Consider the following 14,431-nt stretch of genomic DNA (forward strand, 5'->3'; position numbering starts at 1 on the left):
TATTTTATAAATTATTTTTAATAAAGTTTGTCATTTTCGTGTATAAATGCAAACGAGTATTACCACCGTAAATTCCGTGATTTTTATCAGGATACATCCCCCATTCAAATTGTTTGTTGGCTTGAATTAAAGCTTCCGCCATTCTGTATGCATTTTGAACGTGTACATTATCATCGCCTGTTCCATGAATTAATAAGTACTTTCCTTTTAATAATTCCGGATAATTTAAAGGCGAGTTTGCATCATAACCAGTTGGATTTTCTTCAGGAGTACGCATATAACGTTCGGTATAAATAGAATCGTAAAAACGCCAAGTAGTAACAGGTGCTACTGCGATTGCCGTTGTAAAAATATCATTCCCTTTTAAAATACAGTTGGTACTCATGTGTCCACCGAATGACCAACCCCAAATACCAATTCTTTTTGCATCAACATATGGTAAATCTGCTAATTTTTTCGCTACTGAAATTTGATCTTCTGTTTCGTATTTTACCAAGTTTAAATAGGTAACTTTTTTAAAATCTCTACCTTTAAAACCTGTTCCTCTACCATCAACACACACAACTATATAACCATTTTGCGCTAACATTTGATGCCAATAATCATTGGCGCTATTCCAACTATTTGATACACTTTGAGATCCTGGACCCGAATATTGATACATCAAAACAGGATATTTTTTATTTGCATCAAAATTAGCAGGCTTAATGGTGTACATATTTAAGTCGTTTCCGTTTACATTAATCGTTGAAAACTCTTTTTTACTTAAATTATATGTTGAAACTACTTGCTTTAAAGCAGCGTTATCTTTAATTGTTTTTAATACTTTTCCAGCATCATTTCTTAAAGAATAAACTCTTGGCGTAGTTGCATCAGAAAAAGTATTGATAAAATACTTCATGTTTTTACTAAATGCACCACTATTTGTTCCTGAAGGATTGCTTAATATTTTTTTATTTTCACCCGATAAAGAAACACTATAAACACCTCTATTTATCGAACCATTTTCTACAGATTGATAATAAATTGTTTTTTTATCAGCATTAAAACCATAGTAATTTGTTACTTCCCAATTTCCTTTAGTTACTTGGTTTATTAACTTCCCTTTTTTATTATAATGATACATATGATTGTAACCATCTTTTTCACTAGACCAAATAAAGCTATTATCATCTAAAAAAGTTAAATCATCATTTACCGCTACATAAGCAGCATCTTTTTCATTTAAAATTAATGAAGTATTGTAGGTTTTAGCATTGATAAAATACATTTTCAAATCATTCTGATGACGATTTAAAGTACGAACTGCTAAAATATTATCATCTTTTGTCCAGTTGATTCTTGGAATATATTCATAATCGCCAAAAATCATTTTTGCTGTTCCGTTAGTACTTAGCGTATAAATATGTAAGGTTACTTTGGCGTTATCTTCCCCAGCTTTCGGATATTTAAAAACGTGTTGCGTAGGATATTTCTCTTTTCCGTACACATCCATTGAAAATGTTTTAACAGCACTTTCGTCAAAACGTAAAAAAGCAAGATGATTACCATTCGCACTCCAATCAAAAGCTCTTACGAAAGCAAATTCTTCTTCGTAAACCCAATCGGTAATACCATTGATAATTTTATTTTTTTCACCATCGTTTGTTACCTGAACAAGGGTATTATTTGAAAAATCTCTAATAAATAAATTGTTATTTTTTGCATAGGCTACTCTTTTACTGTCTGGCGAAAAAGTAGGACGCTGAATATCTTCTCCAATTAACTTCAATGTTTTTGAAGCAATATCATACATATAAAATGTTCCTAGAAAAGAATGACGAAAAATAGGCTTAAAATTAGTTCCTAAAATAAGTTTTGTTTCATCGCTATTAAAGCTATAAGAGTCAAATCTTTTTAAACCGTTTAAATTAGCACCGTTTACGATAGTTTCAACCTTTTCTAAAGTTTTGTAACTGTATTTATCTACGGTTGAATTTCCATTTTCAGTATTCAATAACGAATAAAAATCGCCATTCATTGAATTTAATGAATTCATGTAATCAGCTCTAAACGTGCCTTTTCTCCATATATCTTCTAAGGAAATATCTTTTTTTTGCGCTTGCAATAATGTAGATAATCCTATAAAAAGTAGTAGTATTTTTTTCATGTTAGATTGTTGTTTATCTGAAAAGTTTGCCAAGTTTACGGAAAAATCAGCGAAAAACGTGTCAAAAAAATCATAAATACTAAATAAGCAGCCTATTTTGATAGGATTCATTTATCTTTGAAGCACCTAAAATTAAATGAGAATGTCTAAAATTATTGCTGGATTTTCTAAACTTACAAAAGAAGAAAAAATAGCTTGGTTAATTAAAAATTATTTTAATAATCAACCTGAAATTATACAAACATTAAAACAATATTGGAATACTGATGAAAAACTACAACAATTACATGACGATTTTATAGAAAACACCATTTCTAACTTTTATATGCCCTACGGAATTGCGCCAAATTTCATCATCAATGGGCAAGATTATGTAATTCCGATGGTCGTTGAAGAAAGCTCTGTTGTTGCTGCGGCATCGTTAGTTGCAAAATATTGGAGTACTCGTGGTGGTTTTAAAACTGAAGTTGTTTCTACTACCAAAATCGGACAAGTACATTTTATGTATCAAGGCGATAAAAAAGCGTTGACAACTTATTTTGAGCAACAAAAAGAAAATTTATATACCGCAACAGCTTCCATTACCAAAAATATGGAAAAACGTGGCGGAGGTATTTTAGATATTCAATTAATTGATAAAACCGATAAACTTGCTGATTATTATCAACTTCATGTAACTTTTGAAACAAAAGATAGCATGGGTGCAAATTTCATCAATTCTTGTTTAGAAGCTATTGCAAAAACTTTTAGAAAAGATGATATAGAAATTGTCATGAGTATTTTATCAAATTATGTTCCACAGTGTTTGGTTCGAGCTGAAGTTTCTTGTAAAATTGAAGATTTAGGCGGAGAAAATCCTCAGAAATTTGCTCAAAAATTTGAACAAGCTGTTAAAATTGCTGAAATAGAACCTTACAGAGCCGTAACTCATAATAAAGGAATTATGAATGGTATTGATTCGGTAGTTTTAGCCACAGGAAACGATTTTAGAGCTATTGAAGCTGGTGCACATGCCTATGCTTCAAAAGATGGACAATACAGAAGTTTAACGCATTGTGAAACAAAAGACGGGATCTTTAAATTTTGGATTGAAATTCCGCTTGCTCTTGGTACTGTTGGAGGTTTAACAGCTTTACATCCTATGGCAAAATTATCGTTAGACATGATGCAAAAACCATCAGCAAAACAGTTAATGGAAATTATTGCAACTGCTGGTTTAGCTCAAAATTTTGCCGCTTTACGTGCTTTAACAACTAAAGGAATTCAGCACGGACACATGAAAATGCACTTGCAAAATATTTTAAATCAGTTAGAAGCAACATCCCAAGAAAAAGAAATTGTTACCACTTATTTTGATAACAAAACTGTTTCTCATAGTGCTGTAGTTGATAAAGTTAACGAATTAAGAAAATAAAATTTTGGATACATTTTACAGCAACGGAAAATTATTATTAACAGGTGAATATCTTGTTTTAGACGGTGCAACATCGTTGGCTGTTCCTACTAAATTTGGGCAAGATTTAACAGTTGAACCCATTAAAGAACAACAACTTATTTGGGGAAGTTTTACCAATACTGGCGAATGTTGGTTTGAAGCTACTTTTGATTTGCCAAAGTTACGCCTAACTTCTGCTACTTTTAATTCTGATAAAGAAGGAAATGCCGAATTTATCGCAGAAACTTTATCAGATATTTTACAAGAAGCTAAAAAATTAAATCCTGATTTTTTAAGCGATAAAAATGATGATAAAAACGGTTATCTTGTAAAAACAAACTTAACTTTTCCGCAAAATTGGGGCTTAGGAAGTTCATCAACTTTAATAAATAACATTGCTACTTGGGCAAAAGTTAATCCGTTTATTTTGTTGCAAAATGCCTTTTCAGGAAGTGGTTATGATATTGCTTGTGCAAGTAATAACACGCCTATTTTATATCAACTAGATGCAAAAAAACCGATTGTATCAAAAATAGAATTCAATCCTAATTTTACAGATGAATTATTTTTTATCTATTTAAATCAAAAACAAAATAGCCGAGAAGGAATTGCACAATATAAAAATCATCGAGAAGAAGCTAAAAAATTAATTCCTGAAATAAACAATTTAACACAGCAATTTTTAAAGGCAGATTCTACTAAAAATATCAATAAAATAATCGTTGAACACGAACAAATAATCAGTTCGATTATCAAACAACAACCCGTAAAAAAACGATTATTTCCAGATTATTTTGGCGAAATAAAAAGCTTAGGTGCTTGGGGTGGAGATTTTGTTTTAGCTACAGGAAATGAAAATACAGTAAATTATTTTGAAGAAAAAGAATATAATACAATTGTTCCTTATCAAAAAATGGTTTTATAATCGTTTTTAGAAAAATATCAAAATTATTCAAACGGATAAAAATAAATAATGAAAAAAGTAATTATTATAGGTGGCGGTGCTGCAGGACATTTTACAGCAATTAATGCAAAAGAACAAAATCCTGATTTAGATATTACCATTCTTGAAAAAGGAAAAGAAGTTTTACAAAAAGTAAAAATTTCTGGTGGCGGACGCTGTAATGTTACACACGCTTGTTTTGAACCGAAAGAATTAGTGAAATTTTATCCTCGAGGAGAAAAAGAACTTTTAGGTCCTTTTCATCAATTTATGACAGGCGATACTTTTGAATGGTTTGATGACAGAGGCGTTCCCTTGAAAATTGAAGATGATAACAGAGTTTTTCCTGAAGAAAATACATCGCAAGCAATTATTGATTGTTTTCAAAATGCTGTTAATAAATTAGGAATTAAAGTCTTAAAAAATCATGGTGTAAATTCTGTTGAGAAAAATAATGAACAATGGATTCTCAATACAAAAGAACAACAATTTGAAGCCGATTATTTAGTAATTGCAGCTGGTAGTTCTAAAAAAGTTTGGGATTTATGTAAAACTTTAGAGCATAGTGTTGTTGAACCTGTGCCTTCATTATTTACTTTTAATATCAAAGATAAAAGAATTATAGATTTAGGCGGAATATCTGTTCCTAATGCTGATGTAAAATTAGTAGGAACAAATTTAGAAAATTCAGGGCCTTTATTAATTACACATTGGGGATTAAGTGGTCCTGCAATTTTAAAATTATCAGCTTTTGGAGCACGTATTTTAGCTGATAAAAATTATCAATATAATGTTTTAGTAAATTGGTTAGGGCAAGATTTTGATGATGTTTTAGATACATTAACTGCCTTAAAGAAATCAGAAGCAAGAAAACAAATACATTTAAAATCGCCATTTGCTGATATTCCTCGTCGTTTATGGGAACGTTTTGTAAGCGCATCCGAAGTAAAAACCACTCAAAACTGGGGAGATTTAAGTAATAAACAATTACATAATTTAGCAATGCAATTAACAAAAGGATTATTTAATGCTAATGGACGTACCACTTTTAAAGATGAATTTGTAACTGCTGGTGGTGTCGATTTAAAAGAAATTAACTTTAAACGTTTTGAAAGTAAATTACATAAAAACTTGTTTATGGTTGGTGAAGTTTTAAATATTGATGCTGTTACTGGCGGATTTAATTTTCAAAATGCTTGGACAGGTGCATTTATTTGTGCAAAAAGCATTGCTGAATAATTTAAAATATAAAAGAATAAAAAACCTCTTTCAAATATTTGAAAGAGGTTTTTTTTATATAATCAATAATAAAAGTTACGCTATTTTTATTAAGCGTTTGCCATTGCTTTTTTCGATTTTCTGTAAGTAAAAGAATTAAAAATATTTCTTTTTCCAAAGTTATTTATCGATTTAGCATTTATAAACTTAAGAAATAACTTTCTATTTACACCAAAGTATTCATACGTATTACCATCGGTAAAAGTAACTTCTAACAACATACTTTTGTGTTGATAATCAGCAACTCTCGATTCTGTAATAGTTGCTTTATATTCTTCAGCATGAGCTTCTTTAGTTTCAGGAGCAATACTTACTAAAAAGTGATATCCATCAATAATTTGAGTACTTACTTCTTCTGCTTCTAATTTCTTTTCTTCGTCTAGAAATTTATCAGGATGCCACTCTTTTACCAATCCACGGTAAGTGGTTTTTAATTCTTTTAAAACTATAGGACCTTCTACCTTAAAAAGCTTCTTATATTCTTTTATGCGTTTCATCTGTATGAAATAATTTAGCCCGCGAAATTACTCAAATTATCTGAATATGAGACACAAAGCTGTTTAAATTTAAAATATTTTATTTTATTTAGGAAAAATATATGCTAAATACTTCAAAAACAATTCCTAATTTAATAACTCATAACCGTACCGTAATACAATAACTGAAATGTTTTAACCTCTAAAAGCAAGTAATTTAATGCCATCATAATACCGTAGTTAGATTTATCGGTAAAATGATACTCAAAATAATTTAATTGATTTTCTTCAAAATCATAATAAATGGTATCTGTTTTAAAATGATTTTTATAAAAATTGTCTAATTGCGATAATTTGTGTCCATTAATTTTTACTGCAAAGGCATATAAATCATCTATTTTTAGTTTTAATTTCCTTCCTTTAAAACTCAACTCATTGTTACTTGTAAAAAGCATTTTTTTATATGTGTCTTCAGCCAACATATTATATAAAATTTGCTCAGTATTTATTTCTTTTTGGAGTGTTTCTATGTATTTTGATAAAATATTAGATACTTTATTTAGCCCTGCAATTTTCATTTTCGTATGCTGAAACATCAACGGTTTTTCTTCCGATTGTTTTTCAAAAAAAGCCGTTCTACCAGCAATAATTTCGTTGTTTACACGAATTGCCATTGTTATTGATGTATGTGCCGAATAGCTAGTGAATTTATGCTGACTAAATCCAACAACAGGCAAAAAAAGAATCATGAAAATAAAACAACGCTTCATATATAATTTAATTAAAATAAATATTTTGGTTCGATTACAAAATGTAGGCGAACCAAAATAATAAAAGCTAATTAATCTTCTTCTTGATAACAGTTAAAAATAATTGTATAGCCGTATTCTATAGCTTCTTCGTATAATTCTTTTTGATCCTCATCAACATCATTTATAGAGTCGAGTGTAAAATATTCCTCTTCTATTTCTATTAATTTCCAACCTTCCTCTTTAATATACATTTTGGCAAGTTTAAGAGCCCCTGAAATATCTTTATAATCGATATACAAACTTACATAAGCCCCTACAACTTTATCATAATGTTCTGATGATTTTTTTGGTTTTGCTAAAGCATTTATTAAAAACATATTTTTATTTTTTAAGTTAAATTAAGCGATTTCTCCTCGGTGTGGCTTTAAAGCATCTCTAAAAATTTTCATATCATTTTCAGCGACAACAATAAAAGCAATACTATGCATAGGATTTAATTCTTTATAATTTACTTGATCATAAGACAAGCCGTCTATTTTCGCAAATTCTTTTAAATGAATGCAATGATGCTTTGCAGTGGCTAAGCCATCTGGTCCTTTAAAATCCCAAAGTAATTTTATTTTCCTACTCATATATTTTATGCTATTGTTACAAAACAAAAATACTTATTTAGATGCTAGGAACCGATTAAAAAATAATTTTATTCTTTAAATTCAATATTTTTTTGAAGCTATTTCCCGCTTTCCGCACTCGCTTTTTTTATTTTTTTTAAAGGAAAAAACAAAAAAGAGCTCAAACAATTGCTGCAATCGGGGCTAGGAGTTTTAGTTAATTTTCAAAAATTAAACACCACTATTTTAATCAAAAAAAAATCTTTAATTACTTTTTATTCATTAAATCTAAATATAATGTTAAAGTTTCTTCTCAAGAACGCCAAAATAAGGTACTTTTTTACCTCATAAAGATATTTTATTCACAAAAATTAGGTAATCGTTATATTATTTAAGTTATTTGAGTAAATAATTTAAATTTTTTTAACATGAGAGTAACATTATTATGGCTACTTTTTCTTGTGTCTCAATTTACATTTGCGCAAGAAAAAACGATATCTGGGGTTGTCTCAGATGAATCTGGAGGACTTCCAGGAGTTAGTATTATTATTAAAGGAACCACTACTGGTGTAGAAACTGATTTTGATGGTAATTATTCAATTAACGCTAAACAAAATGACATCCTTGTTTTTAGTTTTGTAGGTAAAGCTACAGTTCAAAAAACAGTAGGAACTTCTAACAAAATTAATGTCGTATTAGCTGATGATGCAAACTTATTAAACGAAGTTGTAGTTACTGCTTTAGGGATTAAGCGTAAACCAAAATCGATTGGTTCAGCACAACAAACGGTAAAAGGTGATGACTTAACTAAAACAAGAGAAACAGATATATCTACGGCTCTTGCTGGGAAGGTTTCTGGAATTCAATTTACAGGTCAACCTTCTTCTTCTTTTAAAGGTGCTGATGTACGTTTAAGGGGAGCTAAAAATGTTTTATATGTAGTTGATGGTATTCGTTTGAATAGCAGTACTGATGTAAATACAGAAGACATTGAATCTATGACAGTATTAAAAGGTTTAGCTGCTACAGCACTATACGGACCTTCTGGTAAAAATGGAGCAATTGTTATTATTTCTAAAAAAGCTAAAAGTGGTAATTCTAAAATTGTATTTAACAGTAGTATTGGTTTATCTAGTGTAGTTGGCTTACCTGAATATCAAAACCAATATGGTGGAGGTTACAGAAATGATGGGAAAGGTAGTGCTGATGAGAATACTAGTTCTATTGGTTATTGGAATACCCTTAACGGACAAAAAATAGTAAATTATGCGGCTGATGAATCTTGGGGACCTGAATTAGATGGTACACTAGTGCGTCAGTGGGATTCTTGGATTAAAGGTGATCCTGAATTTGGTAAATTAAGAGCATGGTCTGCAAATCCTGATAATATAAAAGATTTTTATAGAACAGGACAAGTAACTAATAATAGCTTAACTTTTTCTAAAGGTGGTGAAGGGTATTCTATCCGTACTACTCTAGGTCAAGTAAAACAAGATTTAGTATTAGAAAATTCTGATAGAAAAACAACGAGAGTTAACACAAACTTAAGTTTTGATTTAAATAAAAAATTAACATTTTCTACCACTGTTAATTACTCTAATAGAGTTACTAAAAATGATCCTGATGGACAATATAATAACTTAGCGAGTAACTTAAATCAATGGTGGCAACGTCAAATAGATGTAAGTAGGTTAAAAGATTACAAGAGAAATGGAGAAATGGTTTCTTGGAATATAAATAGCCCTACGAATCCTAGACCTAAATATTGGAACTCACCTTATTTTACACTATATGAAGATGGTAATTTAGAAACAAAAGATGCTATTTTTGGTAAAGTAGCCTTAGCTTATAAAATTACTGAAAAACTAAATGCTTCTGTTGCTTACAAAAGAGCTATTAATCAATACGAAAGAAGTGATAAAACTGGTTTTGGAGGATTAGCTCCAGAAAGTTTTAGAGAAAGAAAAACTACCTCATCTGAAGATGAAATATTTGCTATTACTAATTATAGTAACACCTGGAACGATTTTGAGTTAAAAGCTAGTGCTGGTTTTCAATTAATCGATAGAAAATACAATACTTTAGACACATGGTCTGTTGGAGGGTTAACAACTAAAGATTTTTATAGTATTGGAACATCTAAAGATAGACCAGGTATTAATACAACCAAATTTAGAGTACAAGAAAGAGGTATGTTTCTTACTACTGATTTAGGATATAAAGAATTGGTATATTTAACAGGATCTTACAGAATTGATTACGGATCTACTGCGAATGCAGATAATAATAGATTAGATACAAAAGGTTTATCAGCTTCATTTATTTTTAGTGAATTAATTCCTGAAAACAATATTCTTTCTTTTGGTAAATTAAGAGCAGGAACAAGTCAAGCGCCTTATTTCCCAAATCCTTTTCAATTAAACCCTACCTATGATGCAGGAACTTCTTACGGTTCTAACGGAACTTCTATAGCTCCTAATACTGCTGTTAATCCTAATTTAGAAGGAGGTTTACGTTCTGAAAACGAATTTGGAATAGAATTACGTTTTTTACATAATCGTATCAGTTTAGATGCAACTTATTTTTCTAGAGAGGATAAAAATTTACCTTCTGACGTTTCGTTACCAACATCTACAGGTTACTATAGTTTTGTATCTAACGAAGGAGAACAGTCTTCTAATGGATTTGAATTAGCTATTTCTGGAGATATTATAAAAACCGACGATTTAAAATGGAATGTAGCAATAAATGCTGCTACTTTAAAAAGAAAAGTTGATTTTATTGCTAAAGGAGTTAAAACAAATATTATTGACTCTTGGGGACCTCAATTATTAGAAAGAAGAGGCGAAGAATGGGGAGCTATTTATGGTAACGCCTATAAAAGAGATGCTAAAGGAAATAAAGTACTAGGTGCTGATGGATTATATGAATTTGAAAACAACAAATACTTAGGATCTATTTTACCAGACGTAACTGGTGGTTTTACAAGTAATTTAACGTATAAAAACTTTGACCTTTCTTTAGGTTTTGATTACCAAGTTGGTGGTAAATTTTATGGAGTTACAAGAAGATATACTAATTATTCTGGTAATGGTATAGAAACTGTTGGAAACAACTCTTTAGGAAACCCTATTCGTAATAAAATTATTGGTGCAGGTGCTCACGAAGCTTACAGTGTAAACTTAACTGATGCAGCACCTAATTCAGGTGGTCAATTAACTTCAGGTGTAGATGCTGATGGTAATGCACAAAGCTTTTTAGTGACACCAGCTAAATTATGGAAAGAAAACTTAGTAAGTATTCATGAAGAATTTGTTAATGATGCTACATACCTTAAATTAAGAACGATCAGATTAGGTTATAACGTACCAAAATCTGCTCTTGAAAACAGCTTTTTTACTGATATTAACTTAAGTGTATTTGCTAATAATGTATGGTTAATTCACTCAGAAGTAAAAGGAATAGACCCTTCTGAACTTCAAGGAAGATCTAGGGGAAGTAGAATTAATGGATATAACAATTACGAATGGATTGAAAATGGGCAATTACCTGCAGCTCGTACTATAGGTATTAATACTAAATTCACCTTTTAATTAAACAATATTAAAATGAAAACAAATTTTAAACAAATAATGTTCTCCGTAGCAATTTCGGCATCAGTACTTAGTTGTACTTCTGTAGATTTTGGAGACACGAATATAGATCCAAATGCTTCTACTAAAGCTTCTGCACCTGGTTTATTAACAACGGCAATGGTTGCTATTGCAGATTCTAATACAAATACTGATGAAGACAGACCTAGTGGAGTTTTAGTTAACTCAACAGCGATGTTATATTCTCAATATATTTCTAATGGACAGTACCCTCAAGAAAGTAGATATGAAACTTTAAACTGGAGTTATGGTGATATATACACACGTCCTTTAAACTCATTAAATGAGGTAATCAAAACAACTAAAGGTTCTGGTGTTTTAAATGAAAGTAATATTATCGCTGTAGCTACTTTAGTAAGAGCATATTTTTTACATGGAGCTACAGATAGATGGGGTGATATTCCTTATTCTGAAGCTTTATTAGGTGTTGAAAACAAAACACCTAAATTAGATAGTCAAGAAGATGTATATAAAGGATTATTTAATGAAATTGATGGAGCTTTAGCTTCAATCAATATGGCAAACGCTGGACCTAAAGGAGATATTATCTTTAACGGAGATATGAACCGATGGAAAAAATTTGGTAATACTTTAAAAGTAGTAATGGCATTACGTTTATCTAAGAGAAATACAGATTTAGGTGGCTTAGCTAAAACTAAATTTAACGAAGCTATTGGTGGTGCAATTAGTTCTTCATCAGAAAATATTTTTTATCAATATTTAAAAGATGATTCAAATGACAATCCTTTTCAAGATCAATTTGGAGATGAAGGAAGAGTTGATTGGATTATGTCTGATGTATTAGTAAACTATATGATTGGTTCAGGATCTACATCTGCACCTCAAGATCCTCGTTTAGCTAAATATGCTGAACCTGTAGGTACTCATTTTATTGGAGCTCCTTATGGAGAAGCCAATACAGCTGATGCTGATTTCTCACAAATGAGTACATCAATTACAACTGTAAAAGACTATCAAGCAATGATGTTTACTGCAGCTCAAATCAATTTCTCTAAAGCTGAAGCTGTAGAACTTGGATGGATGTCTGGTAATGCTAAAAATTATTTTGAAGCAGGAATCAAAGAATCTATGACACAATGGGGTGTTAGTTCTGCTGATGCTGATGCATTTGTAGCAAGTGTTACCTATGCAGGTGTTCAGTCTATTGCTGAGCAAAAATGGGTTGCATTATATATGCAAGGATATGAATCATGGGCAGAATGGAGAAGAATTGGTGGACCAGCTACTATTGTTAAGCCAGCAACTCAATTACAAGGAACGGATATTCCTCAAAGACAAGCGTATGCTACTAGTGTTGCAAATAACAATACAGATAACCATACCGCTACAGTTGCCTCTCAAGGACCTGATAACTTAGACACTAAATTATGGTGGGCTAAATAATATAATTATTTGAATTAGTATATTTTATTTATTACTAAAGGCTGTCTTTAAAAAGACAGCCTTTTTTTATTTACTGAATTTAAGTTTTCAAATACCTACTACAAAACATATCTTTACATATCTTTGTTGTAAACAGTAACAAAATTGAATACAGCAGATTTTATTTCAAAAAAAGTAACAGAAACAATTCAAAAAGCCACTTACACTTGGCAAACACCTAGTAATATTGCTTTGGTAAAATATTGGGGAAAAAGCAAACTGCAAATCCCTAAAAATGCTTCTATAAGCTTTACACTGAATAATTGCCATACAATAACAAGCATTCAATTTGAAAAAATAGCAGAAACATCAAAAAGTAATAAAGCAATTTTTGAATTATTTTTTGAAGGAAAAAAGAAAGATGACTTTAAACCTAAAATTGCTAAATTCTTTGAAAGAATTGAACAATACTGCCCGTACATCTTAGACTATAAAATGATTATTTCTTCTGAAAACTCCTTTCCTCATAGTAGTGGAATTGCATCATCAGCAAGTGGAATGTCGGCAATTACCATGTGTTTATTAAATTTAGAAAAAGATTTGAATCCTAGTTTAACTGCCGATTTTATCCATAAAAAAGCCTCTTTTTTAGCTCGTTTAGGTTCTGGAAGCGCTAGCAGAAGTATCCAAGGAAAATTAGTCGTTTGGGGAAAACATCCTCAAATTGAAGGAAGTTCTGATTTATTTGCCGTTAAATTTCCGTATAAAATACATCCGATTTTTGAAAATTATTGTGATACGATTTTATTAGTCGATAAAGGTGAAAAACAAGTTTCTTCCACAGTCGGACACAATTTAATGCACAAGCACCCGTACGCCGAACAGCGTTTTATTCAAGCAAATGAAAACCTGTCAAAATTGTCTGAAATTCTTCAAAATGGAAAAATAGACGAATTTATTACTTTGGTAGAAAGCGAGGCATTAACCCTGCATGCAATGATGCTTACTAGCAATCCGTATTTTATATTGATGAAACCAAATACACTAGAAGTTATCAATAAAATTTGGGAATATAGAGCCGAAAATAATAGCAATATTTGTTTTACTTTAGATGCTGGTGCAAATGTTCATGTATTGTATCCTGAAAATGAAAAAACAGAAATAGAATTATTTATTAAAAATAATTTAGCCGATTATTGTCAAAAAAATCAGTATATTAAAGATTATGTAGGTTTTGGAGCGAAAGAGCTAGAATCTTAAATAAAAAATTATAAAAAGACCAAATTATCGTCAAACTTAATTTATTTCAGCATCGCATAAGCTTGGCAAATTAACATGAGAAACTGAAATAAATTCAGTTTGACGGATTCGATTTTTTGCTTTTTGCTATATTTTTTTTAGATGAATTAATTTATATTATCAAAACATGAAAACCTCAACAGTAATAATCTTGTTATTTTTGAGCTTATTAAGCACTACTGTTACCGCTCAAAAAATAACTTGGCTCGATAAAAACAAACAAAAGACCATTAAAAAAAATCATGAATATTACAGTGTTCAAGAATTTAAAGGTACGCTAAAAACATTTTATAAAACAGGTGAACTTTTAGAGCAAGGAAAATATAACAATAATCAAAAACAAGGTGTTTGGAAAACCTTTTACAAAAATGGCAAAATAAAAACCAAAGGAAAATACCGAAACAACAAAAAAATAGGAGTTTGGAAAACTTTTTACAAAAATGTGTACTAGT

The 14,431-nt window shown here is 30.3% G+C and carries 12 protein-coding genes; 7 read left to right on the forward strand and 5 right to left on the reverse strand.

The genetic code is table 11. The annotated features are described in order from the left end of the window. Window positions 1-4 precede the first annotated feature (4 nt). Window positions 5-2,149 (reverse strand): DPP IV N-terminal domain-containing protein, encoded by a 2,145-nt coding sequence (locus ABNT14_RS10420; protein ID WP_101903392.1) that lies wholly within the window; start codon window positions 2,147-2,149, stop codon window positions 5-7. Window positions 2,150-2,291: 142 nt separating this feature from the next. Between ABNT14_RS10420 and ABNT14_RS10425 the strand changes: the two genes are divergently transcribed. Genes ABNT14_RS10425 through ABNT14_RS10435 form a run of 3 tightly spaced genes read left to right on the forward strand, consistent with a single transcriptional unit; the run spans window position 2,292 to window position 5,766 of the window. Beyond that, window positions 2,292-3,563, forward strand: coding sequence for a hydroxymethylglutaryl-CoA reductase, degradative (locus ABNT14_RS10425; protein ID WP_101903150.1), 1,272 nt, complete (start codon window positions 2,292-2,294; stop codon window positions 3,561-3,563). 4 nt (window positions 3,564-3,567) lie between these two features. Beyond that, window positions 3,568-4,509, forward strand: coding sequence for a GYDIA family GHMP kinase (locus tag ABNT14_RS10430; RefSeq protein ID WP_101903151.1), 942 nt, complete (start codon window positions 3,568-3,570; stop codon window positions 4,507-4,509). A gap of 48 nt (window positions 4,510-4,557) precedes the next feature. Next, a complete protein-coding gene (locus ABNT14_RS10435; protein WP_101903152.1) occupies window positions 4,558-5,766 on the forward strand; it encodes an NAD(P)/FAD-dependent oxidoreductase in 1,209 nt (402 codons plus the stop codon). Window positions 5,767-5,855: 89 nt separating this feature from the next. Here the strand turns inward: ABNT14_RS10435 and ABNT14_RS10440 are convergent, their stop codons facing one another. From ABNT14_RS10440 to ABNT14_RS10455, 4 genes are all read right to left on the reverse strand, one after another. Next, window positions 5,856-6,302, reverse strand: a complete 447-nt coding sequence (locus ABNT14_RS10440) for a KTSC domain-containing protein (RefSeq protein ID WP_101903153.1) — start codon at window positions 6,300-6,302, stop codon at window positions 5,856-5,858. A 131-nt stretch (window positions 6,303-6,433) separates the two neighbouring features. Further along, window positions 6,434-7,030, reverse strand: a complete 597-nt coding sequence (locus ABNT14_RS10445; RefSeq protein WP_101903154.1) for a hypothetical protein — start codon at window positions 7,028-7,030, stop codon at window positions 6,434-6,436. A gap of 92 nt (window positions 7,031-7,122) precedes the next feature. Beyond that, the gene (locus tag ABNT14_RS10450) at window positions 7,123-7,410 is read right to left on the reverse strand and encodes a hypothetical protein (protein ID WP_101903155.1); all 288 of its coding nucleotides are present in this window, start codon (window positions 7,408-7,410) and stop codon (window positions 7,123-7,125) included. A 21-nt stretch (window positions 7,411-7,431) separates the two neighbouring features. Next, on the reverse strand, window positions 7,432-7,665 hold the full coding sequence (locus ABNT14_RS10455; protein WP_101903156.1) for a hypothetical protein: 234 nt from the start codon (window positions 7,663-7,665) through the stop codon (window positions 7,432-7,434). 407 nt (window positions 7,666-8,072) lie between these two features. Between ABNT14_RS10455 and ABNT14_RS10460 the strand changes: the two genes are divergently transcribed. The 4 genes from ABNT14_RS10460 to ABNT14_RS10475 all read left to right on the forward strand — a co-directional run bounded on the left by ABNT14_RS10460 (window position 8,073) and on the right by ABNT14_RS10475 (window position 14,430). Next, the gene (locus ABNT14_RS10460; protein ID WP_101903157.1) at window positions 8,073-11,237 is read left to right on the forward strand and encodes a SusC/RagA family TonB-linked outer membrane protein; all 3,165 of its coding nucleotides are present in this window, start codon (window positions 8,073-8,075) and stop codon (window positions 11,235-11,237) included. Between the two features lie 15 nt (window positions 11,238-11,252). After that, on the forward strand, window positions 11,253-12,701 hold the full coding sequence (locus tag ABNT14_RS10465) for a SusD/RagB family nutrient-binding outer membrane lipoprotein (RefSeq protein ID WP_101903158.1): 1,449 nt from the start codon (window positions 11,253-11,255) through the stop codon (window positions 12,699-12,701). Between the two features lie 144 nt (window positions 12,702-12,845). Then, complete coding sequence (locus tag ABNT14_RS10470; RefSeq protein ID WP_101903159.1) at window positions 12,846-13,940, forward strand: diphosphomevalonate/mevalonate 3,5-bisphosphate decarboxylase family protein; 1,095 nt, start codon at window positions 12,846-12,848, stop codon at window positions 13,938-13,940. Between the two features lie 166 nt (window positions 13,941-14,106). Then, window positions 14,107-14,430: a hypothetical protein gene (locus ABNT14_RS10475; RefSeq protein ID WP_101903160.1), complete on the forward strand. Its 324-nt coding sequence runs from the start codon at window positions 14,107-14,109 to the stop codon at window positions 14,428-14,430. The last annotated feature ends 1 nt before the right edge of the window (window position 14,431 follow it).

Source organism: Tenacibaculum dicentrarchi (assembly GCF_964036635.1).
GTDB classification, from domain to species: Bacteria; Bacteroidota; Bacteroidia; order Flavobacteriales; family Flavobacteriaceae; genus Polaribacter; species Polaribacter dicentrarchi.